At 61.0% G+C, this 26,581-nt stretch carries 25 protein-coding genes; 10 read left to right on the forward strand and 15 right to left on the reverse strand.

The annotated features are described in order from the left end of the window. Nucleotides 1-63: 63 nt before the first annotated feature. The 3 genes from queD to PH586_RS22100 all read right to left on the reverse strand — a co-directional run bounded on the left by queD (nt 64) and on the right by PH586_RS22100 (nt 3,672). On the reverse strand, nt 64-420 hold the full coding sequence (gene queD, locus PH586_RS22090; RefSeq protein WP_271349969.1) for a 6-carboxytetrahydropterin synthase QueD: 357 nt from the start codon (nt 418-420) through the stop codon (nt 64-66). Between the two features lie 157 nt (nt 421-577). Then, nucleotides 578-1,723, reverse strand: coding sequence for a catalase family protein (locus PH586_RS22095; RefSeq protein WP_271349970.1), 1,146 nt, complete (start codon nt 1,721-1,723; stop codon nt 578-580). Nucleotides 1,724-1,797: 74 nt separating this feature from the next. Beyond that, nucleotides 1,798-3,672, reverse strand: a complete 1,875-nt coding sequence (locus tag PH586_RS22100) for a di-heme-cytochrome C peroxidase (protein ID WP_271350024.1) — start codon at nt 3,670-3,672, stop codon at nt 1,798-1,800. Between the two features lie 305 nt (nt 3,673-3,977). Here PH586_RS22100 and PH586_RS22105 point away from each other — a divergent pair, with 305 nt between their 5' ends. Next, complete coding sequence (locus tag PH586_RS22105) at nt 3,978-4,445, forward strand: DUF3429 domain-containing protein (protein WP_271349971.1); 468 nt, start codon at nt 3,978-3,980, stop codon at nt 4,443-4,445. Nucleotides 4,446-4,637: 192 nt separating this feature from the next. Here PH586_RS22105 and PH586_RS22110 read toward each other — a convergent pair whose 3' ends face one another. Both PH586_RS22110 and PH586_RS22115 read right to left on the reverse strand, forming a co-directional pair. Beyond that, complete coding sequence (locus tag PH586_RS22110) at nt 4,638-5,252, reverse strand: hypothetical protein (protein WP_271349972.1); 615 nt, start codon at nt 5,250-5,252, stop codon at nt 4,638-4,640. A 7-nt stretch (nt 5,253-5,259) separates the two neighbouring features. Next, on the reverse strand, nt 5,260-6,894 hold the full coding sequence (locus PH586_RS22115) for a methyl-accepting chemotaxis protein (protein WP_271349973.1): 1,635 nt from the start codon (nt 6,892-6,894) through the stop codon (nt 5,260-5,262). Between the two features lie 337 nt (nt 6,895-7,231). Between PH586_RS22115 and PH586_RS22120 the strand changes: the two genes are divergently transcribed. The 3 genes from PH586_RS22120 (at nt 7,232) to PH586_RS22130 (ending at nt 9,478) form a co-directional block, all read left to right on the forward strand. Then, nucleotides 7,232-8,062 carry an undecaprenyl-diphosphate phosphatase gene (locus PH586_RS22120; protein ID WP_271349974.1) on the forward strand — a complete coding sequence of 277 codons (831 nt, stop codon included), beginning with the start codon at nt 7,232-7,234 and terminating at the stop codon, nt 8,060-8,062. 85 nt (nt 8,063-8,147) lie between these two features. Next, on the forward strand, nt 8,148-9,116 hold the full coding sequence (locus PH586_RS22125; protein ID WP_271349975.1) for an alpha/beta fold hydrolase: 969 nt from the start codon (nt 8,148-8,150) through the stop codon (nt 9,114-9,116). 167 nt (nt 9,117-9,283) lie between these two features. After that, complete coding sequence (locus tag PH586_RS22130) at nt 9,284-9,478, forward strand: hypothetical protein (RefSeq protein ID WP_271350025.1); 195 nt, start codon at nt 9,284-9,286, stop codon at nt 9,476-9,478. Between the two features lie 5 nt (nt 9,479-9,483). Here the strand turns inward: PH586_RS22130 and PH586_RS22135 are convergent, their stop codons facing one another. Continuing rightward, a complete protein-coding gene (locus tag PH586_RS22135; RefSeq protein WP_271350026.1) occupies nt 9,484-9,837 on the reverse strand; it encodes an MmcQ/YjbR family DNA-binding protein in 354 nt (117 codons plus the stop codon). Nucleotides 9,838-9,918: 81 nt separating this feature from the next. On the opposite strand from PH586_RS22135, the gene PH586_RS22140 reads away from it, so the two are divergent. Both PH586_RS22140 and PH586_RS22145 read left to right on the forward strand, forming a co-directional pair. After that, complete coding sequence (locus tag PH586_RS22140) at nt 9,919-10,425, forward strand: DUF1993 domain-containing protein (RefSeq protein ID WP_271349976.1); 507 nt, start codon at nt 9,919-9,921, stop codon at nt 10,423-10,425. Nucleotides 10,426-10,635: 210 nt separating this feature from the next. After that, nucleotides 10,636-11,820 carry an MFS transporter gene (locus tag PH586_RS22145; protein ID WP_271349977.1) on the forward strand — a complete coding sequence of 395 codons (1,185 nt, stop codon included), beginning with the start codon at nt 10,636-10,638 and terminating at the stop codon, nt 11,818-11,820. A 79-nt stretch (nt 11,821-11,899) separates the two neighbouring features. Here PH586_RS22145 and PH586_RS23775 read toward each other — a convergent pair whose 3' ends face one another. Then, a complete protein-coding gene (locus tag PH586_RS23775) occupies nt 11,900-12,205 on the reverse strand; it encodes a heme-binding protein (RefSeq protein ID WP_408637034.1) in 306 nt (101 codons plus the stop codon). 204 nt (nt 12,206-12,409) lie between these two features. Here PH586_RS23775 and PH586_RS22150 point away from each other — a divergent pair, with 204 nt between their 5' ends. After that, on the forward strand, nt 12,410-14,935 hold the full coding sequence (locus PH586_RS22150) for an EAL domain-containing protein (RefSeq protein WP_271349978.1): 2,526 nt from the start codon (nt 12,410-12,412) through the stop codon (nt 14,933-14,935). A 2-nt stretch (nt 14,936-14,937) separates the two neighbouring features. Here PH586_RS22150 and PH586_RS22155 read toward each other — a convergent pair whose 3' ends face one another. Then, nucleotides 14,938-15,936, reverse strand: a complete 999-nt coding sequence (locus tag PH586_RS22155; RefSeq protein WP_271349979.1) for an AraC family transcriptional regulator — start codon at nt 15,934-15,936, stop codon at nt 14,938-14,940. Between the two features lie 159 nt (nt 15,937-16,095). On the opposite strand from PH586_RS22155, the gene PH586_RS22160 reads away from it, so the two are divergent. Both PH586_RS22160 and PH586_RS22165 read left to right on the forward strand, forming a co-directional pair. Next, a complete protein-coding gene (locus tag PH586_RS22160) occupies nt 16,096-17,235 on the forward strand; it encodes an acyl-CoA dehydrogenase family protein (RefSeq protein WP_271349980.1) in 1,140 nt (379 codons plus the stop codon). A gap of 120 nt (nt 17,236-17,355) precedes the next feature. After that, a complete protein-coding gene (locus PH586_RS22165; RefSeq protein WP_271349981.1) occupies nt 17,356-18,537 on the forward strand; it encodes a CaiB/BaiF CoA transferase family protein in 1,182 nt (393 codons plus the stop codon). A gap of 60 nt (nt 18,538-18,597) precedes the next feature. Here PH586_RS22165 and PH586_RS22170 read toward each other — a convergent pair whose 3' ends face one another. Both PH586_RS22170 and PH586_RS22175 read right to left on the reverse strand, forming a co-directional pair. Continuing rightward, nucleotides 18,598-19,530, reverse strand: a complete 933-nt coding sequence (locus PH586_RS22170; RefSeq protein WP_271349982.1) for a transporter — start codon at nt 19,528-19,530, stop codon at nt 18,598-18,600. 66 nt (nt 19,531-19,596) lie between these two features. After that, nucleotides 19,597-20,208 carry a VOC family protein gene (locus PH586_RS22175; RefSeq protein ID WP_271349983.1) on the reverse strand — a complete coding sequence of 204 codons (612 nt, stop codon included), beginning with the start codon at nt 20,206-20,208 and terminating at the stop codon, nt 19,597-19,599. A 574-nt stretch (nt 20,209-20,782) separates the two neighbouring features. Between PH586_RS22175 and PH586_RS22180 the strand changes: the two genes are divergently transcribed. After that, on the forward strand, nt 20,783-22,747 hold the full coding sequence (locus PH586_RS22180; RefSeq protein WP_271349984.1) for a sigma-54-dependent Fis family transcriptional regulator: 1,965 nt from the start codon (nt 20,783-20,785) through the stop codon (nt 22,745-22,747). Between the two features lie 128 nt (nt 22,748-22,875). Here the strand turns inward: PH586_RS22180 and PH586_RS22185 are convergent, their stop codons facing one another. From PH586_RS22185 to PH586_RS22205, 5 genes are read right to left on the reverse strand one after another with little or no spacing between them, the layout of a single operon-like run. Continuing rightward, nucleotides 22,876-23,589 (reverse strand): lipoyl protein ligase domain-containing protein, encoded by a 714-nt coding sequence (locus tag PH586_RS22185; RefSeq protein WP_271349985.1) that lies wholly within the window; start codon nt 23,587-23,589, stop codon nt 22,876-22,878. Then, the gene (locus PH586_RS22190) at nt 23,586-24,293 is read right to left on the reverse strand and encodes a 2-oxo acid dehydrogenase subunit E2 (RefSeq protein ID WP_271349986.1); all 708 of its coding nucleotides are present in this window, start codon (nt 24,291-24,293) and stop codon (nt 23,586-23,588) included. Before PH586_RS22190 ends, PH586_RS22185 begins: the two co-directional genes overlap by 4 nt. Nucleotides 24,294-24,296: 3 nt before the next feature. After that, on the reverse strand, nt 24,297-24,530 hold the full coding sequence (locus tag PH586_RS22195; RefSeq protein ID WP_271349987.1) for a lipoyl domain-containing protein: 234 nt from the start codon (nt 24,528-24,530) through the stop codon (nt 24,297-24,299). Next, nucleotides 24,527-25,558 carry an alpha-ketoacid dehydrogenase subunit beta gene (locus tag PH586_RS22200; RefSeq protein ID WP_271349988.1) on the reverse strand — a complete coding sequence of 344 codons (1,032 nt, stop codon included), beginning with the start codon at nt 25,556-25,558 and terminating at the stop codon, nt 24,527-24,529. Before PH586_RS22200 ends, PH586_RS22195 begins: the two co-directional genes overlap by 4 nt. 28 nt (nt 25,559-25,586) lie before the next feature. Further along, nucleotides 25,587-26,576 carry a thiamine pyrophosphate-dependent dehydrogenase E1 component subunit alpha gene (locus tag PH586_RS22205; RefSeq protein ID WP_271349989.1) on the reverse strand — a complete coding sequence of 330 codons (990 nt, stop codon included), beginning with the start codon at nt 26,574-26,576 and terminating at the stop codon, nt 25,587-25,589. Nucleotides 26,577-26,581: the final 5 nt, after the last annotated feature.

Genomic DNA, 26,581 nt, shown 5'->3' on the forward strand with positions numbered 1-26,581 from the left:
AGAAAATTTATGGAGAACATTAAAAAGCCACCTGCAGGTGGCTTTTGGGTAGTTGCGGCTTAATCAGTCACCGCGATATTCGCAGCCACTGGTGCAGGTTTCGTGGATACGGATACGGGACAGCTCGGGAAGAAGAGGTTTGAGTTGTTGCCAGATCCATTTGGCGATGATTTCGCTGGTGGGATTTTCCAAGCCTGGGATTTCGTTGAGATAGTTATGGTCGAGTTGCTCGTAGAGTGGCTTGAAGATCGCTTTGATCTCAGAAAAATCCCGAATCCAGCCGGTGTAGGGATCGATCTCGCCTTCGATATAGACGGCAACGCGGAAGGAATGGCCGTGCAAGCGCCCACACTTATGTCCCTCTGGCACATGGGGAAGTCGATGGGCAGCTTCGAAAATAAACTCTTTGAACAATTCCACGGGTTGTCTCTCAAAAATACGCGGTTGCAAGCACCGCTCCGATAAAGGGAGATATTACCAGTTCTGGTTGACCAGCGTAGCTGTGCCGTCCCGTACTCGTCGTACAGGTCCCCCAGGCCGCCGCACCTATGGCGTTGAGCCAGTACCTCGCTTGCTTCTACTTTGTATCGCTGTGCCGGTTTCTCTCCTGCCGATAAACGCTGACGGCTGTATAGACTGCCTTCCTCAAACGGTTGATTCCGCCGATGGGGCGGTGCTCCGGTAGCGAGTGCCAGGGGTTGAATGCCAGGTTGTCGCAAAATAGATTTTGCACACTGCTGTCGAAGTCTTGAGCCGGGACTTCGATCTTGGCGACTGTCTCGAATGGTGCGATCGACTCGTCCCACTCCACGCTAGGATCTTCGATCGGCATATAGTACGCGGGGTTCTGCCGCTGAATCTGCAGGACGAAACAGGCAGGAGTACGGTCAAGCGAGAGCTGTTGGTAGAGCGCACTACGCAAGAAATTGGGCAGATCTTTGTTCGGCGTGGGCACCACATAGTCCGGGCAGTTTTCCGGTGCAGGGGTGACTCGATACTTGATGTTGTGCGGGCCGAGCTTGAATGGGGCGATGGAATTGTAGGTGGTCGCAACCGGGCTGGGCGGAGCGGGAGCCAAGGTTTTCAGGGCAATGAGCAGGTGACGAATTTCCCAGTTACGTGGATCCCAGCCCGGCAAGAATGCCAGCGCTTGTTTGCCCTCGGCCTGGGCAGCAAAGTTGTCCCTGTATTCGGCCACATCGCGGACGAAGAATGCAGGGTGATTGAACATGACGAAGTCTTGTTCGGTTGCGTGGGCGGCGTCGCTCAAGAGCTTTTCACCTGGTACCTCGAGCAGTTTTAGGGCCATGCCACGGGCATCGCGAGCACGATCGAATTGCGGGTAGGCGTTACCGTTGGAGAAGCGCATCCAGGCTTGCCAGGTTTTGCCCCTCTCGCTGAATACGCCATGGCGAAGACCGTTGTCGAGGTCGGTGAGCACCGTTACTTGCGCCTTTACGCAGCCGTGGGCTTTGGCATGAGCATCGCGCAAGACACGAGTGTTGTTTCGGTGTTGTTCGACTACCCGGATAGCATCTTCGATGATGCCTTGGGTGAGTGCAGCTTCACCTGGCGGGACTTGTTCCTCGCTGGAAACTGGGCCGGTAAATTTCCAGCTGTAGTACGCGCTACCTATGCCCCAGGCGCTGAGGCCTATGACCAGTAGCAGCAGTAAGAGCTTACCGAGCCAGCGGCCAAACCAGAGCCAGAGTCGATTGAGCATGGCACTATTCCTTGTTGGTTATTGTTATCCCTGTTGGCAGCTACCGACTCTGCCGTTTATGGTGTTTTCTTGGGTCAATCCTGGCACTTGGGCCCTGGATTCCAGGGTTTTTCCTTGACCGGTTGGAGTTGGGCTTCGAGCTCTGAGGTGCCCAGCACCTTGAGGTATTCGAGCAGAGCCCAGCGCTCTTCGGGTTGCAGCGCACGACCGATCACACCGCCCTGGCGACAACCTGCTCTAAACTCATGGCCGCGGTTGCTGTTACCGCGGATGCTGGTATCGAATAGAAAGCCACCGGGGAATTTGCCGCTGTCGAAGCCGACATGCATCGGGTTGTACTCGAAGCTGCCGACCCAGAATTGAGCTTGACGCTCTGAAAGTGGTGATAGCAGTTGGAACAAAGTAGGCACTGAACCATTGTGCAAGAACGGTGGGGTGGCCCATATGCCGTGCAGTGGCCGAGCCTTGTAGCCGCGTTTCTCCTGCACGCCTATAGGCAGGCCGTAACCATTCATGCGCCAGCGTTCACGAGGTTGGATATCTGCGTTCTGGTAGGCGCGGTTTTCAACGTAGGCGGTTAGGTAGGCAAGGCCCTTGGCGCTGGAGATGCTGTGCATATCAACGTCATCCAGGCTCGTGCCGAAGAGGCGGACATCCAGCTTGTCGAGTTCGGCTTTAGTCCAGCCAAGTTTGCTCATATCGAAGCGGTGATCGGCGATATTGTCGGCGGCGGTTGGATCCGAGCCGATGATGCCGGTTGGCACGATGCGCATGTGCCATTCGGGGTCACGTGCCGGTGCCAGGCGCTCGGTACGCGGCTTGGGATCGGGGGCGTGACAGTAGGCGCAGTTCTCGGCGAACAGTGCACGACCCTGACTGGCCAGCGGCAGGTCGATCTTGCCGAAAATATCCTCGGGCCAAGCGGGTGGCTTCAGATGCTTGAGGGCTTCCTCCAGAACATACAGGTCGCGCAGGCGTACGCTTGATGAGTATCGCTCGGCTTCTGGCACAGGAGCTCCGTCAGCGTGCAGTAGCCGCAATGTAGCACCTACGCCTAGAGCTTCGCCGACATTGCGCGCCATCGGCTGCATGGCTGAGCCGTTCCACTGCACCCAGTCGAATTTCCAGATATCCCAGACTTGTGGGTAGCTGACGGGAGCGTTAGCGACCCTGTAATTACTGGCGTCGATAGCATCACCGAAGACGCTGTTGGCGATGCGGCCAAAGGCATCGGTACGGCCAAATCCTTCTTCGGTCGGGTAGAGCCCGCGATGCCAGTCGTTGAATGCCGTACCGAGCAGGCGATCAAGTACGACCTTGAAGTCCTGGCGCAGTTGGTCACGGCCTTGCGAGTAGTGTTCACCGAGTACGGTCTTGGCAAAACGTCTGAATTTCAAGGGATTATAGTAAGTAAAGGCCATGCTCATGCCGAGTGACTGGCCAAAGCTGCCGCCTCTCAGCGTCGGCACGGTAGAGGCCAATGAGTGCAGCGCTGCGCTTCCATCAATCCGTACGGCCTGTCCCCGGTAGCGCAATTCGCCGGTGTGACAGGCCGCGCAGCTTATATCCAGATAATGCGTGGACGTCTCACGGTCTTCGTGACGGGCAAAGCCGACCGGCAGATTGGCCGGGTTTTGTGTTGTCGGCTTCTGTTCCGGATCGACCAGAAAACCAAAGCGCGCCAGGTATTCTGGTGCAGCAAACTTGTCTGTACTCAGGGGCAACTCAAGGGCGCTGAACCAGTCGTAACGCAGGCCTTTAACTTGAGTGCCCTGAGGCGTGTAGTAATACGTCTGGCGCTGCTCGTCGCTCCACTGTTCGAGGTAGTGGAGCTTGTCCGGTTTCTGGTAGCTGGGCAGGTTGGGATAGGCAGTGAAGTACAACCCTAAGGCCAGAGCGCACAGCAAAAGAATCAGGAATCCTAAGACAATCGCGCGGAGCATACGCATCACACACTTCCTTGTTGCATTCTTATGTTCTGACTTTATGCCAAGCTGGATGACTGCTGGCAAGCTGCCTTCACTGATTTTTCTCAGCTGAGCGCGGTTGATGCTGTCGAGCAAGCTCCGCGATTCAATGAGCGCCTGCCTTCTGGTGATTGCGCACTGAATAAAAATCGCGAGAGCCTGTTTTGTCCATCGACATGTATTACTGGGAAAGCCTGGGCTGTTCCATTGCCAATAGATGGTCTTTGCTCAATACGTGGAGAAGTTGCAGGCTGTAGTGGCATTAAACTGAAAATCAGGAGTAGGCAATGCACCCCTTTGAGGCCGAAAAGCCGCCGCGGTTGGCAATTTTGCTCGGTTATGCCGGGTTACTACCCTTTATCAGTGGAGCGCTGGGAATCTGGGTGATTCCATTGGGTTGGCGGCCATTCGTGCTAGAGGCGTTACTGGACTTTGCCGCCTTGATCTTGGCTTTTATGGGGGCGATTCATTGGGGCCTGGCGATGCGGGCCGAGGCGAGCGATGAGCAAGCGCAGATCCAGTTAGGCCTGTCGGTGATTCCGCCATTACTCGGCTGGTTGGCTATTTCTGCAGGGATGCCGATGGGGTTGGCCCTGCCGACACTTTTGGTCGCATACGTAGGGCTCCATTTTGCGGATGTGCATGCGGTCAAGTTAGGGCTGGCTCCACGCTGGTATTCAAGCCTGCGCATGCCGCTAACCGTGGTTGTCTCCCTCAGCTTGTTGTTGGCCTGGGCTAGCGTGCTGGTCGCATGAGTTCACTCCGTCTCTGAAGCATGACCACGCGACTAGAGCAGTTGCATACAGTCGTAGGGAATGCCCTGACCGCGTTGTCCAGGCTGACCTCAAGCCTGAGGCACTGGATCGTCATTCGAGTCACCTGGCGTTTGTCACTGGTGGTTGTGGCTGGATAAGCCGACATTTATCGCTGCAAGAGCGGACCTGACGCTAACACGCCAGGCTGTCCGCCTGGCGATAGAGCATCAGCAACTTGCGGGTGATGGTCTGCTGAATATCGTCGCGCTCGAACGAAGACAGCCGGCTGAGGCGGGTTACTTGCAAGCGGTGCAGGTGGATATATGGCATCTGCTGATCGAATTCGCGCAAATCACCCTTCATCATGACTGGGAGGAAGACGTCACCGGCTTTCTTCTGATTGCTGATGATCTGTGCCAGTGCCCGTTTGAACGGCATGGTTTTCGGTGCGGGCCCACCGTCTTTTATCTGTGTGGTTAACAGCAGGCCCGGCTTCCCCAGCACCACGCCCGGCAATACGCAGAGGCCGGTTTTGCGTACTGCGTGTGCTTCGATGCCGTGCAGGGTGTCATGGAACGCATAGGGGTTGGGCAGTACCACCATTTTGCGTCCCTGGTCGTGAGGGAAGTGCAGGTTGTAATTGGTGTAGAGCTGGCGCACGGATTCTGAATAGACGCACAAGCGGTTTTCAAACAGCTTGATGAAGCGCTCAGCCAACTCGCGGCGGGCCATAGAGTCCAGATCCCAGATCAAATCCTGATTCTGTGATCGGTTGAGGTCGACTTCCTGATGTTCCATGTCGCTCATTCATTCCTCATACGCGAAACTGGCCCAGTAATTGATTGAGCTGCTCAGCCAGTTGGCCCAGGCGCTGGCTGGATTCGCTGGATTGTTCAGCTGCCAGGGCGTTGCTGTGCGCTAAACCGGCTGCCTGGGTGACATTCTGGTTGATATCTTCAACCACCTGCGACTGCTGTAGTGTGGCACTGGCAATCGAGGCGTTCAAACCGGTGAGGTTGCGCAGCGATTGGGCTATTTGCTCCAGGCTCTCCCCGGCCAGGCTGGCTTGCTCGACCGTTAGTTGTGACGCGCGGCTGCTTTCATTGATGACCTTCACTGCTGCTTCGGAGTTGCCTTGCAAGCGCTCGATCATACCCTGAATTTCAGCGGTAGATTGCTGGGTGCGTTGAGCCAGCAAGCGCACTTCATCGGCGACGACGGCAAATCCGCGGCCTTGCTCGCCAGCGCGGGCGGCTTCGATCGCCGCATTGAGGGCGAGCAGGTTGGTCTGTTCGGCAATCGAGCGGATCACTTCCAAAACACTGCCTATCTGCGTGCTTTCTTGCGCCAGCTTTTGAATCACCTCCACTGCCTGATCAATAGTGCCGGACAGTTGGCTGACCTGGCGCAAGCTGGCATCGATGTTCTGTTGACCCTGGGTCGCCTGGGCTTCGGCGGCATGTACTTCACTCGATGCATGTTCGGCATTTTTCGCCACGTCCTGTACACCATAGGTTACCTGGTTGATCGCCGTGGCCACGAGTTCCATCTGCTGTGATTGCTGCTGACCGTGCTGCTGAGCCTCACGGGCAATTCCGCCGAGCGAGCGTGCGGCTTGATCAAGTGCGCCGGCAGAGTCGAGCGACTGGCGGATTACGTGGCGCAACTTTTCGGTAAAGGCATTGAAATGCTTGGCCAGGTCAGTCAGTTCGTCATCGCCATTAGTATCCATGGAGCGGGTAAGATCACCTTCACCGCTGGCTATATTGGCCATGGCATCGACAGCCTCCTGCAGCGGCCGGGCGATACTGCGTGAGATCAGGGTTACCAGCAGGGTCATGAGCAGGGTAATGGCGGTGCCGATAGCGAGTGCACGTAAGGCTTGTGCCTGAAATTCCGCCTGCACGTCATCGACGTACACGCCCGAGCCGATGATCCAGCCCCAGGGCTGGAACAAGCTGACGTAGGAAACCTTGGCTATTGGGTCGCTCGAACCTGGTTTTGGCCAGCGATAATGCACCAGGCCAGCGCCCTTGGTTTTGCTGATCTGCACCATTTCATTGAACAGTTCCTTGCCGTCCTGGTCTTTAACGGCGGAAAGATTCTGCCCTTCGAGTTTGGGATTGGTTGGATGCATGATCATGGTTGGCGTCTGGTCATTGATCCAGAAATACTCCTGGCCGTCATAGCGCAGGCCACGGATCACCTCCGTGGCCTGCCTCTGCGCCTCCTCACGACTGAGGGTCGTGGCTGTCTCGAGGCTGTGGTAATGGGCGAGGATGCCTGCCGCGCTCTGTACCAGGTGCTGGGTCTTCTCCTCTTTGGCGGCATACAAATCATGATGAATCTGTTGCAGCATCAACGCACCGAGGATCAGCAGCATGGCGATGGCGACGGCGAGAATAAGCCATAAGCGACGGCTGATGGGCAGGCTGCGTAGGCTGTTCATAGAAAGGCTCTCTCGGTTCTTGTTCTAGGAGGCAGTGGGCATCCCTTATCTATGGAATGCACCACTCGATGTTCTTGACCAGGCGTCGATGGGCTTGAGGCGTTGGGCAATGTTGAGATTCGCTCGGATGCGTATCAGTTGGCTCTAATACAGCAACAGAGCCCGGGTCTCTGTTAGCATTTCGGCCGGCGCGGCGAAAACCTGAGGTTTTCCCAGCCGTTTCTGCGTTATTGGACTCTTGGCGCAGAGCTTGAGTCCGAACGCTGCGCAAGTGTTGTCGGTTATTCACTAATCTATGTAGTTCGTGCGGTAGATGCCGCGCGCTTTAGGAGCGTTGATGGATCTTTGGACCGCCATGCAGTCGTTGATTTTGGGTGTTGTCGAGGGTATTACCGAGTTCTTGCCGATTTCCAGTACGGGTCATCAAATCATAGTCGCCGATCTCATCGAGTTTTCCGGTGAGCGGGCCATGGCTTTCAATATCATTATCCAGTTGGGCGCGATCCTGGCGGTAGTGTGGGAGTTCAGGCGCAAAATTATCGAGGTAGTGGTCGGGCTGCCACGGGAAGCCGCGGCGCAGCGCTTCACCGCTAACCTGGTAATTGCCGTCCTACCCGCGGTGATTCTCGGCGTGAGCTTCGCCGACCTGATTCACCAATACCTGTTCAACCCAATTACCGTTGCTGCCGCGCTGATAGTGGGGGGCGTGGTCATGCTCTGGGCCGAGCGGCGTGTGCATGTTATCCACGCCGAGAGCGTCGACGATATGACCTGGAAGGATGCGCTGAAAGTCGGTTTTGCCCAGTGCCTGGCGATGATTCCGGGCACCTCGCGCTCGGGCGCGACGATTATTGGCGGCCTGCTGTTTGGCATGTCACGCAAGGCGGCTACCGAGTTCTCCTTCTTCCTGGCGATGCCAACCATGGTCGGCGCGGCGGTGTATTCCGGCTACAAGTACCGCGATCTGTTCTTGCCGGCAGATTTGCCGGTGTTCGCCATCGGCTTCGTGACCTCGTTCATCTTTGCCATGATCGCCGTGCGCGCGCTGCTCAAGTTCATCGGTAACCATAGTTATGCGGTGTTCGCCTGGTATCGAATAGCTTTCGGACTACTGATTCTGGCGACCTGGCAGCTGCATCTGATCGACTGGAGTACCGCCCAGGGTTGAGCATGGAGGCTGTATTCGGCGAATTGATAAGAGGCGCGCTGATGGGCGCGCCTTTGTCATAGTGATGCCCGCTCATGGAGGCCTTATGAATTCCCTGCAACAGCAACTGCTCGACGTCAACGGCATCACGCTTAGCCTCTACACTGCAGGGCCTTCCGCTGGCCGTCCGCTGTGGTTGCTGCATGGTTTTCCCGAATGCTGGCACTCCTGGCGTCAGCAGATCGGTCCATTGACGGCGGCCGGTTATCGAGTGCTGATCCCGGAAATGCGAGGCTATGGGCAAAGCAGCGCGCCGCGAGATCCAGCCGCTTATGACCTGATTACCGTGTGTGGCGATATCCAGGCAGCCATGGATTTGCTCGGGCACAGCGAGGCATGCGTGGTCGGCCACGACTGGGGCGCGCCGATAGCTTGGCATCTGGCGTTATTGGAGCCGCAGCGGGTAAAAGCGGTGGTTGGCATGGCCGTGCCATTTGGCGGGCGACCCCGCCAGCCCGCGATCGATATGATGCGTCAGCACTATGCCGGGCGCTTTCACTACATCCTGCATTTCCAGCAACCCGGTGTTGCCGAGCAGGAAATGGACGCCGATATCCCACGCACCCTGCGCATGATGATGCACAACACCTCGGCCGCCGTACCCAAGGACTTTTTCCTGCAGGAAAAACCTGCGGGTGCCGGGTTGTTCGATGGCATGCAGGATCCAGGCATGTTGCCGCCTTGGTGCGATGTCGCGGCTTTCAATCACTACCTGCAGACCTTTACTGGGCGCGGTTTCCATGGCGCACTCAACTGGTACCGCAACTTCGAGCGCAACTGGCAACGTACCGAGGCACTGGCCGACAAGCACATCGAACAACCGGCGTTGTTCCTGCTCGGCGACAAGGACCCGGTCGGCACCCTGGAGGCCTACACCCTCAAGCAGATGCCCAAGCGCATTGCCAATCTGGAGCAGCATCTGCTGAGCGATTGCGGTCACTGGATCCAGAACGAGCAGGCCGCCGAGGTGAATCGGCTATTGCTGGCGTTTCTCAGCCGTCACTACGCCGTGTGAGCCCTCTGGAATAGGTTCTTTTCAGTGAGGACTGGCGTCATGGCGCAGCGCGGGCTGTTGCGCAATTGCGACGACAACAATGGGTTTGGCTTTTTCCGGCCGTCGCCAGCCTGATCAGCTTCAGGCAATACGGGCATGACGAGGCTTAGGCGCTGAATGGCGGCCGCATCCCGGACAGCAGTTTGCACCTGGTCGAGTTGCTGGGGGACTGGCCCAGCGCTTTGCTGGCTCAGCAAATAGTTCGTGATAAACCCGCAAGGCGCCTTTCCGTTGCTGTTCTGGACGATGTCGCGGCACGCCAGGCGATCTGGTTCGATGGGCTGGTGCTGGACGGCGCCTATTTCGGTGCCGTGCTGCGCTAGCTCGATCACCGGTCGAGGAGCAGGCCTACCTGCAAACGTTTCGGTAGCTTGCGTACCACCAGTTGGTGCGAGCGGGTCAGCAATTGCCACAGTTCGTCGTCGCCAAGTGGCGGCTGTGCGCAGCTCATGCTGATCCAGTGCGCCCGCGCCAGATAGGGCGCCGGGCGGATGCCGGGGCGGTCGACGTAACCGAGGAACAGATCGCTGTCGACCTTGAACGCCAGCTCATGGCCGAGAAAGTTGAGGATGGCGAACATCTTGTTGCCCGCCACGGAAAATACCTGATTGTTGCCCCACTTGAAATCTTCGCGGGCACCGGGCAGTTGCAGGCAAAAAGCGGCTATTTCCTGTTGTTTCATGTGCATCGAGCCTTGTTGCGGGTTCTCTAGCTAAGCTAGCAGAGTGTTGGCCCAACCTTCAGCCGCGATGGAGATTTCCTTATGCCACTGTCCATGTATGACGCCTCGCTTGCGCAGTTCCCCCGCATGCTTGGCAACCTGTCGGCCATCCTGCATAAAGCCGAGGCTTACGCCGCTGAGCGCAAGATCGAACCGAGCGTGCTGCTCAATGCGCGCCTGGCACCGGATATGCTGCCCTTGATCAGCCAGGTGCAGATCGCCAGCGACAGCGTCAAAGGCTGCGCCGCACGCTTGGCCGGTATCGACATTCCGAGCTATCCAGACAGCGAAAGCAGCTTTGCCGAATTGCAGGCGCGTATCGCCAAGACCCAGGCATTTATCGGCAGCGTTGCGGCGGCGCAGCTCGAGGGCAGCGAAGGCAAGTCGATCACCCTGAACTTTCCGAGTATGGAGCTGCAGTTCACGGGGCAGGAGTACCTGTTGCATTTTGTCCTGCCGAATTTCTATTTTCACCTGACCACCGCCTACGCGATCCTGCGCCACAACGGCCTGGATATCGGCAAGATGGATTTCCTCGGTCGTCCTTGAATCCCAGGGCGATGCATGCCGTTACTCAAGGGTGTACGGCTTTTCCGGTGAGGCGGAAGGGGCGGGGTGCGGGTGCCTTGTGACCCGCCAAACCAGGAGTGGTCTGTTCGTCAGGCGCACAACACCTGTGTGCCGCGGCGTGAGCCAGCGGGCCAGAGCGCGTGCTAGGCTTTGTGCCGGCCTGTTCGGGCCTTATTGCGAGCGTCATTGATGTCTTCCTCTGCTGTCAGTGCACACCTCCAGCGCGGCACCCCCGCTTATCGGCGCGCCACCCTGGCGCTGTTCTGCGCCGGGTTCGCTACCTTCGCCTTGCTCTATTGCGTGCAGCCGTTATTGCCCTTGTTCGCGGAGCGCTTCTCGTTATCGGCGGCCGCTAGTAGCCTGGCGTTGTCGCTGACCACCCTGAGCCTGGCGCTGTGCCTGCTGGTATCAGGCGCCCTGGCCGAGAGCTGGGGGCGCAAGCCGGTGATGGTGGCGGCCCTGGGCCTGGCCTGTGTACTGGGCATCGCCTGTGCGCTGGTTGAGACCTGGGATTACCTGTTGCTGCTGCGCGCGCTGCTCGGTCTGGCCCTGAGCGGCTTGCCGGCGCTGGCGATGGCCTATGTCGGCGAGGAGTGCGACCCCGAGGCGCTGCCCGCGGCGATGGGGCTGTATATCGGCGGTACGGCGCTGGGCGGTCTACTTGGGCGTTTGCTCGCCGGCCTGCTCAGCGATATCGGCGGCTGGCCGCTGGCGCTGGGCGGCATCGCCGGCATGGGCTTGCTGGCCTTGGCCCTGTTCATCTGGCTGTTGCCGCCGTCGCGGCATTTTCACGCCCAGCCATTGTCGCTGCGCGGGTTGCTCGGCAATTTTGGCCAACACCTGGGTAACCGGCAACTGCGCGCGCTGTTTCTGCTGGCGTTTCTGTTGATGGGCGGTTTCGTCGCGCTGTTCAACTACGTCGGCTTTCGTCTGGCGGCGGCGCCGTTCGGTTTGTCGTCGACGCTGATCGGCCTACTGTTCACGGTGTACCTGGTCGGGATTCTCAGTGCCGGCTGGGCCGGTCGGCTGGTGCCGCATTTCGGTGCGCGCCAGGTGCTGCAGGGCGGTATCGGCACCATGCTGCTCGGTGTCGCACTCAGTGCCACGCCCTGGCTGGGCGCCGTGGTGCTGGGCCTGGCGCTGTTGACCCTGGGTTTCTTCGCCGCCCATGCGGTGGCCAGCGGCCAGGTCGGTCAGCATGCCAAAGGCGCCAGGGCGCAGGCCTCGGCGCTGTATCTGTGTGCTTATTACCTGGGCTCCAGCGTAATTGGCTACGGCGCGGGGTATATCTGGGAACACGCCGGCTGGTTGCCGATGCTAGCAGCACTGACTGCTCTGTTTGTCGCCGCAGGGCTACATGCTCGTAAGCTCTGAGTGAAGGATTGAACTCAACTCGAGCCACCTGGCGTGTCGGGTCTTCAGTTCTGGTTGTTCGACGGCATCTCAATGGGCACTAACACTTCGTTGCGTCGCAAAACAACCGGAACAAAGGGCGGGGCATAGCGGGCCAAGATTGGCTCGCCAACAACGCGGAAACTGTGTTCTCAATCCAGGCGTCCAACTCAGCCTTTTTGCTTGTGTAGGCCTGCTCACTCCAGAACCCCGAGTAGCGAACCAGCGCAATCTGCCGTGCGGGCACTTGGCGCAACGTCATCGCTGGGTCTTTGGGTTCAGGCAGTGTTGCCAGCGAGTCGGACGCGCGCATCATAACGCTCACCGCCCAATTGAATCGCCGCGGTTGTTCAGCAACACCACTCAAAAAATACTCTTCAGATAATACAAATTGCTACATAGATGCCCTCTGTACCGCTTCCCTGGAAGCACCAAGTGAGTAGACTGCAGAGCAATAACAAAAAATAAACTGCCAGCGACTGGCCGCTAACGGAGACAGCATTCCGTGCATCTAAACCGGGCGTTTAACATCCTGGCTGCCATAGTAGTTGCGTGTCTGAGCCTAAGTGCTTTGGCGCAACCAGAACCGATTGAGATAACTCCAGCATCAAGCATCCCAGCCCATTTCCAGTTCTGGGAGGATGCCGCAGGCGACGCCTCGATTGATCAAGTGGTGACCTTGCCCGCTGAGCGCTGGACGCTTGTGCCCAATGGCAGTGCCACCTTCGGCCTCACTGAGTCGGCATACTGGCTGCGCTTTGAAGTCAGAAATCAGACACAGCTCAACCTGAACCTGATTGCCGAGTTGGGCTATTCCCAGTTGGACGATGTGGTCTTCTATGTGTATGCGGGTGGAGCTCAGGTAAAAGAGCTGAAAACCGGCGATGGCCGGCCTTTCTATCCACGTGACGTGGATCATCCGAGCATGTTGTTACGTGCTTCCCTGGCACCTGAAGAATTGAAGACGTTCTATGTTCGGGTCGCGACGGCCGGTTCCATGATCGTGCCGCTGCGTATATGGCGCGAGCAGACGTTTTTTGAAACCGCCGCCTATGAGCTAAAACTGCACTTTTTCTACTACGGCTGCATCCTGGTCATTGTCCTGATCAATCTCGCTGTTTACCTGAGCTTGCGCGAGAAACTGTATCTCTACTATGCCCTTGCAATATTCGGGTATTTGCTGTTTTTCGCCTCCATCAAAGGCTTCAGTTTCCAGCACCTCTATCCCCAGTTACCAGAGCTGCACGCCAAGGCGCTGCTGGTGTCGATACCCGGCCTGGCGCTGTTTTCACTTCTTTTCTGCCGGGAGTTCCTAAACACCAGGGTTCACAGCCCGCGGCTGGATAAAGTGCTACTTGGGATGATGGTGTTCGAGATGCTATTTCTCTTCTCGGCCCCTCTGCTCGACTATCACACGGGCATCCAGGCGGCATCGTTTTCCGCGCTGTTGTTTTTTTCGCTTCTGCTGGTCGCCGGTCCCGTGGTGTGGATGGAAGGCATTCGCGCTGGGGCATTTTTTACCCTGGCGTGGACGCCTTTGACTATCGGGGTGTTGGCAACATCCGGCAGGGCGCTCGGGTTCTTTCCTGAGAACTTTTTTACCGAGTACGGCATGCAGATTGGTTCAGGGCTCGAAGCCTTGATCCTGACGGTGGCACTGGCGGACCGGCTGTACCGTGAGCGCGAAGACAAGATCATTGCCCAGGCCGCCAGCCTGCGCGAGGCCCAGTCTCGCAATGCGGCTCAGAACCTGCTCACTGATGCACTGGCGCACGACCCTGTGACCGGGCTCCCCAATCGCAACCGTTTTGAGTGGATGGTGGATCAGCAACTGCGGCAGGCCCCTCACCGCCGTTATATGGTGGGTGTGGCCCGGATCACGCGGCTAGATGAAATCAATCGCACCCTTGGCCTGACCAGGAGCGAATGGATAATGAAGCGAGTGGCCGCGCAAATGGTCGAGCTGGCAGTCGGCTTACCCATCGTTCAAGCCATTCGGGATCACCAGGGCCGGGAAGAGCGGGTTTATCATCTTTCCAGCGACTGTTTCTGCTTGCTGATTGACGTGGATAAAGCCGGGAACGATTTCTCGGCCCTCAACAGCGCTCTAAGGCAATTGGCCGAACCGCTATGGCTGGATCACCTGGCGATTGAGTTAAACCCTCGCTTTGGCGCGGCCTGCTACCCGGAGCACGGTCGATCTGCCGCCGAGATGATCCGCAATGCTCATGTCGGCATGGAAGTCACCCCGCGGGGCTCTAACGAAGCCGGCATATATTCCCAGCGTCACGATATCTACAGCGAGAGTCGACTGACGCTGATGGCGGATTTGCGGGAGGCCTTGCAACAGAACCAGACCATGCTCTATTACCAGCCCAAGCAGGATCTCAAGACCGGGCATATTGTTGGAGTGGAGGCTTTGATTCGTTGGCACCATCAGGAACGCGGGTGGGTGAACCCGGTTGATTTCATTCCCCTGGCTGAGGAAACGGGCGTCATCATTCAACTGACCCAATGGGTCATCGGGCAGGCCACGAATGATTTGGCGCACCTACACAAGGACTACCCGGAGCTGAGCGTCGCCATTAATATTTCGGCGCGCGATCTTGAATCTACCGGGCTACACAGCACGCTGGAATTGGCACTTCAGCACAATGGGCTGCAGGCGTGCTCCGTCACCCTCGAAATCACCGAAACTGCAGCCATGCTGGACCCTGTCCGCAGCCTGCATGCGCTGAATGTATTGGCCGAGCTAGGGTACCCTATATCCATCGATGATTTTGGCAGCGGCTATTCCTCGCTGTCGTATCTCAAGCAGCTGCCTGCCTTTGAGCTGAAGCTGGATCGCTCGCTGATTCATGATATCTGCGTCAGCGAAAGCGCCGCCGTGATTGTGTCTACCACCATTCAGATGGCGTGCAGCCTCGGCTACCGGGTAGTGGGTGAGGGCATTGAGGACGCCGAGACAGCCCGTCGGTTGCAACAAGAGGGCTGCGATACGCTGCAGGGTTACTGGCTGTGCAAGCCCAAGCCAATCGCTGAGCTGAAACAATGGTTGCAGGTGTTCAATGCGAGCCGTGTAACAGCAGTGAAGTAGCCTTAACCTTCTTGCGCCCGATACGCCCCAGGCGTTAATCCGGTCCACTTCTTAAACGCACGATGAAACGCCGACGGCTCGGAGAAACCGAGTTGTTCGGCGATGTCCTGAATCGGCAGATCATCGCGGCCCAGGTGGTAAATCGCCAAATCACGGCGCAGGTGATCCTTCAGCTCCTGAAAGCTCGAGCCTTCCTCGCGCAGATGCCGACGCAGGGTCTGCGGGCTCATGTGCAGCTGCTGGGCGACAGTGTCGAGGTCTGGCCAGTCGCTGCAGTCGCGGCCGAGCAGGCGGCGGATCCTGCTGGTCAGGCTGTCGCCGCCATCCGGACGGGCGAGCAGGTCGGCCGGTGAATGTTCGAGGAACTGCTTGAGCGAGCGTTCGTCCTGCAGCAGCGGCATGCTCAGGTAACGCGCATGGAACAGTAGGCTGGTGCCGGGCGCGGCCAAATGGCGCGGACCGGGGAACAGCAGGTCGTACTCGCCAGCGTGGGCGGGGGCGGCATAGGCGAAGCTGGTCGCTTCCAGGCGAATGCGCTGGCCGATCAGCCAGCTGGCGAGGCGGTGCCAGATCACCAGCAGGCTTTCCACCAGGAAGTGATCCGGGTCCCACAGGGTCGAGTCATCCACCGACAGGCGCGCCCAGTCGCCTTCGCGGCTGAGGGTGATGGTCGGCGCCTCGGCGAACAGTCCATAGAACAGGGCGCCGCGGCTCAGCGCCTTCTCCAGCGTGCGGCAATGGATGATTGCGTAACACATCATGGCGAAGGTGCCGCGCTTGCTCGGCTGGTGGCAGAAGCCCAGGTATTCGTCGTCGAGGAATTCCCACAACAGTTGCAGCAGTCGGGTGAATTGCTCCGGGTCGACCCGCGCCCGCGGCTCTTCCAGCACGGCAGGCTGAATACCGGCCTGGCGCAGCAGCGGCAAGCAGTCGTATCCCTGGCGCTCGGCACCGCACAGGGCGGCGCGGACGAAGTGGCTGGCGATGGTACGTTCGCGCATGAGGGCTCCTTGAAAGTGCGTAGATGGTAGGCAGCTGGGGGCGATGAGGACAAGCCGACCGAGCGAATGGGTCAACCGAGGCTGAGCGCTTGGGTCATTGAGGCGATAGGGCCACGGCGCCTAACCTGCATGACGACTTCAGCCAGGGAGCACCGCCGCATGCAGCGCACTATCTTCGAAATCGAGCACAACCTATTTCGCGACGCTTTCAGCGCCTTTCTGAAAAAGGAAGTGTTGCCCCATCAGGACGACTGGGAAGCGGCCGGCATGGTCAGTCGCGAGGTATGGCGCAAGGCCGGCGAGATGGGCTTCCTGCTGCCCTGGGCCGATGAGCAATACGGCGGTTCCGCGCTCAAGGATTTTCGCTACGAGCAGATCATGGCCGAGGAACTGGCGAAGATTAACGAGGCAGGCTTCATGCTGCCGCTGCACTCGGCGCTCTGTGCTCCCTATATCGCCGAATACGGCAACGCCGAGCAGAAGGCGCGTTGGCTACCCGGCATCATCAAGGGCGAGACTATTCTCGCCGTGGCCATGACCGAGCCGAGCGCCGGCTCGGATCTGGCCGGCATGCGCACCACGGCGGTGGACAAGGGCGACCACTATGTTCTCAACGGCTCCAAGGTGTTCATCTCCAACGGCCTGCTCGCCGATCTGGTGATAGTCGCGGCCAAGACCGATCCGGCCAACAAGCATGCCATGGGCCTGTTTCTGGTCGAGCGCGGCATGGAGGGCTTCGAGCGCGGCAAGAACCTGGAAAAACTCGGCATGAAGAGCCAGGATACCGCCGAGCTGTTCTTCAACGAGGTCAAGGTGCCCAAGGAAAACCTGCTGGGCGATGCCACGGCTGGCTTCTACTATCTGATGAACATGCTTGCCCAGGAGCGCCTGACCAACGCCTGCGGTGCGGTGGCCGGTGCCGAAGCGGCGCTGCAGGTGACCATCGATTATGTGCGCGAGCGCAAGGCCTTCGACCGGCCGATCTCGCACTTCCAGAACACCCGCTTCAAGCTGGCCGAGATGCGCACCCAGATCGACGTGGCCCAGGTGTTCGTCGACCGCTGCGTGACGGACCACAATGAGAAGAAACTCAGCCCGGAGGTGGCCGCCGAGGCCAAGCTGTTCACCACCGAACTGCTCGGCAAGGTGGTCGACGAGGGCGTGCAGTTGCACGGCGGCTGGGGTTATATGTGGGAATATCCGATCTGCAAGATGTACGCGAACGCGCGTATCCAGCGGATCTTCGCCGGCACCTCGGAGATCATGAAAGAAATCATCAGTCGCGGCATGCAACTCTGAATAAGACACCAACGCTGTCCGGATGCACGCCGGGGATGCCTGCCGATTCGTCCCGGATTGCATCCGGGCTACTGGGCTTGCATCACCAGGTGCTGTCCATCCCGCACAAAAGGAGCCGTCATGAAAGGCCCGTTGTCCTCGTTGAAGATCCTCGATTTCTCCACCCTGTTGCCGGGGCCGTTTGCCTCGTTGCTGCTGGCCGATATGGGGGCCGAGGTGCTGCGTATCGAGTCGCCGACACGCACCGACCTGATCCGGGTACTGCCGCCGCACGACGATGGCGTCTCGACCAGCCATGCCTACCTCAATCGCAACAAGCGCTGCATCGCCCTGGATCTGAAGCAGGCCGAGGCGGTGGCGCTGGTCAAGCAGTTGGTGGCCGAGTACGACATCGTCCTGGAGCAGTTCCGTCCCGGGGTGATGGACAAGCTCGGGGTTGGCTATGAGGCGCTCAAGGCGTTCAACCCCAGGCTGATCTATGTGGCGATCACCGGCTACGGCCAGACCGGGCCGTACAAGGATCGCGCCGGGCACGACATCAACTACCTGGCCCTGGCCGGCATCGCCAGCTACACCGGGCGCCGCGACCGCGGTCCACTGCCGTTGGGTGTGCAGTTGGCGGATATTGCCGGCGGTTCGCTGCATGGGGTGATGGGTCTGCTGGCGGCGGTGATCCAGCGCCAGGTCACGGGCGAAGGGCAGTATGTCGATATCAGCATGAGCGATTGTGCCTTCGCCCTGCACGGGATGGCTGGCGCCGGTTACCTGGCTGCCGGGGTCGAGCCGCAGATGGAAAATCAAGTGCTCAACGGTGGCAGTTTCTACGACTACTACCGCACCCGCGACGGTCGCTGGTTCTCGGTCGGCAGCCTGGAACCGCAATTCATGCAGCAGTTCTGCTTGGCCCTCGGCCGCCCGGAACTGGCGGCGCGCGGCCTGTCGCCCGAGCCCGAGGATCAGCAGGCGCTCAAGCGCGAGATCGAGATCGAATTCGAGAAGCGCGACTTTGTCGAGTGGAGTCAGTTATTTTCCGCTCTGGATGCCTGCGTCGAGCCGATGCTCTCGCTGAGCGAGGCGGTCGAGCACCCGCAACTCAAGGCGCGCCAGCTGGTTGCCGCAGTGCCGCGTGCAGGTAGGGATCCACAGCGGCAGATCGCCTGCCCGATCAAGTTCTCTGGTGGGTTGCCCGAGCCCCGGCATGTGGGCGCAGTGCTGGGGGCGCATACCGAGGAGGTGCTGCGCGAGTTGGGTTACTCGACCGCACGGATCGCCGCACTGAAAGCCAACAAGGTCGTGGCGTAAAGGGGGATTGAGCGGCCGGCGACCGCAACAGCCTCGCGCAGGCCGCCGACAGCGCCCCCTTTAGAACACCTGCAGCAGGCGGATATTCAGCCGGCTGTCCTCGCGAAAGCCGTGTTTCACTGCGATATCCCGGCCGACAGTGGCCGCCAGCTGGGTGCCGGGCAGGAAGAACCAGGCGAAGCCCGCCGACCACTTGCTGCTGCGCTGGTTGTCGTCCAGCCAGCTCTGTTCCATGCGGTTCTCGCCGCCGCTCTGGTGCGACAGGCCGACACGCAGGTCGAGGTTGTCGCGCAGCGGATAGCGCAGAAAACCCTGGTACTGGTAGCTGGGTTTCTGCCGATGGGTCCACTTGTGTGCGCCGTAGCTGCGGTTGCGCCCATAGAAGGTCACATCGGCCGCCAGGTCCAGCGCCAGCTTGTCGCCGAGCCCGGTGACATAGCCGGCCTGCAGGTTGAACTTCCAGCGATTCTCGCCGAGGTTCAGCGCCCGGTCGTGGTCGTAGCTGCCGAGCGGGAGGAACAGGTAGGGCGTGATGCCGAAGAAGCGGCGTTTCTCCGGCTGGTTGAGCAGCCAGATCGGCATCGCCAGGATCGGGTCGGCCAGGCCGCTGCTATCGCCCAGTGCGCCGCCATCGTGACGCCCGTCAAGGCGGCCGAATGGCAGCAGGATCTGCGGTGCGATGCGGTAGCCGCCCAGATCGGTGTAGTGCACCAGCCGCAGGATGCCGATCTGCGAATCCAACCCGGGTGAGCCGGCCTGCTGGTCGCCGTCCCGGTAGAGCTGGTCGCGCTCCGCGTACTGCAGGTAGAGCAGCCCCAGGGTGGTGTCGGCGGCAGCCGGTACATAGTCGCCGGCATCCAGGTCCAGGGCCTGAGCGGGTCGGCCCCAGGACAGCAACGCGCCTAACAGCAGCAATCCCCACAGAACTATCCAGACTTTCGCATCGCCTTGCCGGGCGCCAGGGCGTAGCGGCATTGGAGTGATTGGTCGCATATTGTTTCCTAGATTTTTTGTTTTATTTGAGTGGTGCACGTCTTGCCAGCAGCAGGGCTGCCGGGGCTATTGCTGCGGATGACGTGGGTCCCACAGCAGCCGATCCAGCCCCTGCTCGTACTGCATGCCGCGCGGAAAGCTCACCAGTTCCAGCTGCAAACCCCAGGGGGCCAGGAAGTACACCCAAGTCAGGCCGGCTGCCGGGCCTTCGTTGAAGGTGCTGGGCGTATCGAGCACCCGCACCTGCTTCGACTTCAGGTAGGCGATCGCCGCATCCATGTCGTCCACGTAGAACGCCAGATGGTGGCCGCCGATGTCGCTGTTGCGCGGCAGCCGGCGATTCTGATCCGGCGCGCTGTACTCGAAGATTTCCAGGTTGGTGCCGTTGCCGCAGCGGACCATCTGGAAATCCTTGATCGCGGCGCGTGGATGCACGTTCAGGTGGCGCTCCATCCAGTCGTCGGCGAACTTGAACTCGCCGAAGGTGAAGTAGGGCTCGCAGCCGAGCACCTCGACGAAGAAATCCGTCGCCTGACGCAGGCTGGGTGCGGTGATGCCGATATGCTGCAGCCCTTGCATGCCGGGAAGTCCGCCCGCCAGCGCCAATGGTGACAGCGCTGCAGCGGCGAGAGTGAGAATGAAACGGCGCAATAGCTGGGTTGCGGCTCGGAAAGTCATGGCGATACTCCTGGTACGGGATTGGCAGGCGGTCGCGCGCCTGAGATGTGGGTCGATTGGGATAGTGCGAAGCGGGCAGGGGTCAGCGGCGGGATGATCGCTGCGCCACTTGCTGGCGCGGCGGCAAGCCGGGACGGCAAGGCAATGTCCAGGGCTGGCGCTCGGCGCGGCGGTTGGTAGCGGTAAAAGGCATCGGGGTAATGGCGGGCATGCTGAATCCTCGTCTTGTTGTTATGGGGCCCGTTGCCGGGCTCATAGACTGGATGGCAGAACCCATGCCAATCCCCTTAAGTCGCTGGGTTGCGACCGTAGTCGATTGATTTGTAATGATTTTTTTGAGGTGAAATCGAATGTTGGCGACCTGCAGAAGGCCGCCGACTGTCACGCCGCTTACAGCTGTAATGCCCGTCGTTACAGGCATTACAGGCTTCGCAGGGCAGGCCTAGGGGGAGTAGACTCAGGCCCATAGACGGATGCGCCCCGGCTTGCCAGCGAGAAGGCCGGGGCGCAACAAGAACAAGATCGTCAGCGCGTGCTGCCTGAGCAGGGTGCGTCGCGCGTCCGAGGAGGCTGCATGCGCATCATCCCGCCCAGCAGTGTGCATATCGACACTGTCCTGTCCCATGCCGCCGACCCGGCACTGGCCCCGCAGGGGCAAGGCTTCGACCCGCTGATCTCGCGCTCCTGGCAACGCTGCATCCAGGACTACGGCCTGGATCCGGCCAAACCGGCTCCACCGCGTTTCGTTCCGCGCCAGGTGCTGCTCGATCACCAGGATCAGGCCGATGAACTGATCAACGTGGCCCGCGCCGGCGTCGAACAGCTGTACCGGCATATTGCCGAGCTGGGCTATGTGGTGCTGCTCACCGACAACCGCGGGATCACCGTGCAATTTCTCGGCGACCCGGACGACAAGGCCTCGCACCGCAAGACCGGCCTCTACCTCGGTGCCGACTGGAGCGAGGATCACGCCGGCACTTGCGCGGTGGGCACCTGCATCAAGGAGCAGCAGGCGCTGACCTGTCACCACCATGACCACTTCAGTGCCCACCATGTCAGCCTCACCTGCACCGCGGTGCCGATCTTCAATCCCCAGGGTCAACTGCTCGCCGTGCTGGACATCTCTGCCCTGCAGTCGCCGCCCTCGAAGGACTCGCAGACCTTTGCCCTGCAACTGGTCAAGCAGTACGCACGGATGATTGAGGATGCCTACTTCCTCAGGCGCTACCGCGATACGCACATCCTCTGCCTGGACAGCTCGCGCGAGTTTGTCCTGATCAACCGTCATTACCTGCTGGCGATGGCCGAGGATGGCAGCCTGCTGGCGGCCAACACCGCCGGCCGGCAACTGCTAGCCGAGTGCGCCCTGGAGCTGCCGCTGCGGCCCTCGGCGCTGGCGCCCAAGATCGGCGTGCAGCAGCTGTTCGATTGCGAACTGGAGGATGTTTTCAATATTCCCTATGCCAGTGCCGATCATGTGCGAGCCTTCCGTACCCACCGGCAGAATGCGCTCTATTTCGCCGCCCTGATGGAGCCACGTCGCGCACCTGCGCAAGCGCTGGCCAGCAGCCGCGAACTGCCACGTTGCGCCCTGGACGAACTGGCCGACGACGACCCCTTGATGCGCAAGATGCTGGCCCGCGCCAAGCGCCTGTGCAGCGAACCCCTCAACGTCCTGCTCAATGGCGAGACCGGTACCGGCAAGGAGCGGCTGGCCCGTGCCCTGCACGAGAGCGGTAATCGCAGCCAGGCCGCCTTCGTCGCGATCAATTGCGCGGCCATGCCCGAGTCGCTGATCGAGAGCGAGCTGTTCGGCTACCAGCCGGGCAGCTTCACCGGCGCGCGCGGCAAGGGCATGCGCGGGCTGATCCAGCAGGCCGATGGCGGCACCCTGTTTCTCGACGAGATCGGCGACATGCCGCTGCACCTGCAGACCCGCCTGCTGCGCGTGCTGGCCGAGCAGGAAGTGATGCCGCTGGGCGCGGACAAGCCGATCAAAGTGGACATCCGGGTGATCGCCGCCAGCCACCGCGACATTCGCCAGATGATCGAGGCCGGGCAGTTTCGCGAGGATCTCTACTACCGCCTCAACGGCGCCACCCTGAAGTTGCCGGCGCTGCGCGAGCGGGCCGACAAGAGTTACCTGATCGAGCGATTGTTCATGGAGTTGAGCGAGCAACGCCAGCGTCCGCCGCGCCTGCGCGGCGATGCCATGAGTGCGCTGCTGGGCTATGCCTGGCCGGGCAATATTCGCGAACTGCGCAATGCGCTGCAGTACGCCCTGGCCACCTGCGAAGGCGACGAAATCACCGTCGACGATCTGCCCGAACAGTGCCTGCCCAGCACCGGGCCGCGTCTGTCCGCGCCGGCAGAACAGGCCCGTACCCTGAGCACCGATCCGGCTGCGCAGCTGGAGGCAACCCTGCGCCGGCATCGCTGGAATGTCAGCGCCGCGGCGCGCGAACTGTCGCTGTCGCGGCCGACCATCTACCGCTGGATGAAGGTCTACAACATAGTGCCGCCGAAGGCATGGGAGTGAGCGAGCCTCACGGCCATTCCTCCGTGGCGGGGTAGCGGGATACCTCTGTAGGTCGGCCTGGGGCCGCCCAGGCCGTGCGCACCAATGCACATTGCATGCTGCGCACGGCCTAGGCGGCCCCGCGCACCCTACGTGGAGAGCACCAGGCCCGCCGTCTGAAGCTGCTGCCGGTAGCAATCGAGCAGGCCATCGGTAGCCGGCCAGACATCCTCGAGCAACTCGTCCAGCGCCACATGGCTGGCGACCCGGCAACGGCTCGGCAGTTGGCAGCCGGCATAGAAGCTATTGACCACTTCGACCATCGACTGGCGCTGGTTCTCCAGCAGCACCGCGGCATGGGCTAGACACACATGGCGGCCATCGCTCGGTCGCCGCCGCCAGCGTTGCGCGGTGCCGGCCAGCTTGCGTTGCTCCAGGGTGATGTTGTAACGGCCGTCGCAGAAGGCGCCGTCCACTTCGCCCAGACCGGGGTCCAGGCCCAGACCGCGCAGCCAGGCGAGCAGCGGTTCGCACAGGCGCAGGTAGGCGGTTTCGATGCGTTTCTGTTCGTCGTCGCTCGCCGGCACCGCGTAGGCCAGGGCCACGTTGAGCACCGCCGACGACTGCGGCACCGGCTCGCCGCCGGTGTCGCGCAGGGCCACCGGCCAGCCCTGCGCTACGCAGGCCGCCTGGGCGGCTGCGAAGCCGTCCAGGCGATTGAGCCGGCGCGGCATCACCAGCGCCGCATCCAGCGGCCGCCAGAACAGCAGGCCGCAGTCGAGGGCGCCAGCATGCACCCGATCCAGCAACTGCCGCTCTGCATCCAGGCCGGCTTCGACCGGCAGTCGCTGTATGGTTGTCATGGCACCTCGTCGTGTTCCAGTCGCCTGCACAAATCATCGAGAAAGTCCGCCGCTGGTGCGCCGTTCACCGCACGGTGATCGAAGGTCAGCGACAAGCCCATGAAATCCCGTTCCACCAGCGTGCCATCGGCCTCGCGCTGCAAACGCCGCTGGCTGCCGCCAATGCCGATGATCGCCACCTGCGGCACATTGAGGATAGGGGTAAAGAAGCGTACCCGCGACAGGCCCAGGTTGGATACCGTGATGGTCGCACCGGTCAGTTCCCTGACCGACAGCTTGCCGGCCTGAGCCTTGTCGACTAGGGCGCGGCGCGCGGCGGCAAGCTGTTCGGCATCCAGTTGGTCGGCGTCGAACAGTGCCGGTGCCACCAGCAGGTCGCCGGGCAGCGGGATGGCCAGGCCCAGGTGCACCGCGCTGTAACGGGTGATTTGGTTGTCCTGCAGGGTGGCGTTGAGGCTCGGGTGCGCGCCCAGGGTCTGGACGATTTCGTGCAGCAACAGATCCTGCAACGACACCGCGCTGCCGGCGGCTTTCAAACGGGCGCGCCGCGCCTGCAGCGCAGTCAGTTCACACTCGGCGTGGTGGGAGAGTTGGGCGGAGCTCTGCAGGCTTTCGTGCATCTTCGCCGCGATCATCTTGCGCATGCCCTTGAGCGGCAGGATGCTGCTGCCCTCGTCGGCAATGGCTGTTTGCATATGGCTCATGGGCTACTCCACCAGGCCAATGGTCGCGCCCTTGGCGATCACCGCGTCTTCTTCCTCGAGGATCTTCAGCACCCCGGCGCAGGGCGCCTCGATCTCGAACTGGGCCTTCTCGGACATGATCTCGGCGACCAGGTCACCCTGGCCGACCTCGGCGCCGTCACTGACCAGCCAAGAGGTGATCACCGCTTCGGCGTCGCCGTCCCAGAGGTCGTCTGCAATCAGGATGGGAGTACTCATCGGCTTTGTTCCTCGTGCATCTGTTGGTAGGCGGCCACAATTTTCTCGGCATTGGGCAGGGCCCATTGCTCCATGACCGGGGTGAAGGGGATTGGAATGTCGGGGAAGGCCACCCGCTGCGGCCGCGCCTTGAGCATGCCGATGTCGTGCTCGACCACGCTGGCGATGATCTCGCCACTGACGCCGAAGCTGTGGTAGTCCTCGTCGACCACGATCAGCCGACCGGTTTTGCGTACCGAGGCGATCACGTGTTCGCGGTCCAGTGGTACCAGGCTGCGCAGGTCGATGACCTCGGCGCTGACGCCGTCTTTTTCCAGCTGCTGGGCCGCGCGCAGGGCATGGTGCACGCCGACGCCGAGGCTGACGATGGACACGTCCGAGCCCTCGCGCACGGTCTTGGCCTTGCCGATCTCCAGGCAGTAGGGTTCCTCCGGCACCGCTACCGTGGCGCCTTTCTCGGTGCCCAGCCAGCCCATGCCCTGCAGTGCCTTGTGGAACAGGAAGATCACCGGGTTGTCGTCGCGGATCGCCGCGGTCATCAGGCCCTTGGCGTCATAGGCGTTGCTCGGCACCACCACTTTCATCCCCGGCAGGTGGGCGAAGGTGGCGTACAGGCATTGCGAGTGCTGGCCGGCATCGGAATAGCCGGCACCGGTGGAGGCCATCAGCACCATCGGCACCCTGACCTTGCCGCCGGAGAAGTAGGTGTTCTTCGCCATCAGGTTGTAGATGGCGTCCATGCACACGCCGAAGAAGTCGACGAACATCAACTCGACGATCGGGCGCATGCCATCGGAGGCGGCGCCTACCGCGGCACCGATGAAGGCGGTCTCGGAGATCGGCGTGTCGCGTACCCGCGCACCGCCGAACTCTTCATGCAGGCCGCGGGTGTTGCCGAATACGCCGCCGAGCGGGCCGATGTCCTCGCCCATCACGAACACACGGGGATCGAGGCGCATTTCCTGGGCCACCGCCTCGGCCATGGCGCGGGCGACGGTGAGTTTGCGTTGCTTGACTGGACTGCTCATGTTGGAACTCCTGACAATTCGATGGGGCTCAGACGAAGACGCAGTCGAGTGCTTCTTCGGGGGCCGGGTAGGGGCTTTCGCGGGCGAACAGCACGGCCTCCTCGACCCGTCCGCGGGCGCGCGCGGCGATCGCCTCGGCAGCGCGCTCATCCAGCACGCCCAGTTCGAGCAGGCGTTGGCGGTAGGCGGGAATCGGGTCCTTGGCCTGCAGCGCTTCCTTCTCGCCAGCGGGACGGTACTGCTCGCCGTCGCCCATGAAGTGGCCAGCCAGGCGCGAGGTCTCGATCTCGATCAGGCTCGGGCCGCCACCGGCGCGGGCGCGCTCGATGGCATCGGACGCGGCGGCGAAGATCGCCTCGGCGTCGTTGCCCGGGACGAACACGCCGGGCATGCCGTAGGCCGCCGCGCGCAGGTAGTTGCGCTCGATCGCGGTGGAAGCCTGCTTGGCCACCGAGATGCCCCAGGCGTTGTCCTCGATGACGAACACCACTGGTAGCTTCCACAGGGCGGCGAGGTTCAGCGTCTCGTGGAAGGCGCCCTGATTGGCCGCGCCCTCGCCGATAAAGGCCACCGCCACGCCGGGCTTGCCCTGCAGTTGGCGCGACAGCGCCGCGCCCACGGCCGGGCCCATGCCTTCGGCGATGATCCCCGAGCAGGAGAAATTCACCCGGGCATCGAACAGGTGCATATGGCCGCCGCGCCCGCCAGACAGGCCGGTCTTCTTGCCGAAGATTTCGGCGACCATCTCGTTGAGATGCACGCCCTTGGCCACGGCAATGTGGTGCGGGCGATGGGTGGCGGTGACGATGTCCTCGGCATTCAGGTGCGCGCAGACGCCGACCGCGCAGGGCTCCTGGCCGTTGGATAGGTGCATTTCGCCGGGGATCGGCCCGTTGGCCATGTTGAATACCGGGGTCTTGCCTTCCATGTAGATGCGCTCGATGGACTCCTCCAGGTAGCGGCTGACGAGCATCTGCTCGAACATCCAGAGGCGCTGCGCGTTGCTTGGTACGGTCATGTGCT

This window comes from Pseudomonas aestuarii (assembly GCF_027988105.1).
Lineage (GTDB): Bacteria > Pseudomonadota > Gammaproteobacteria > Pseudomonadales > Pseudomonadaceae > Aquipseudomonas > Aquipseudomonas aestuarii.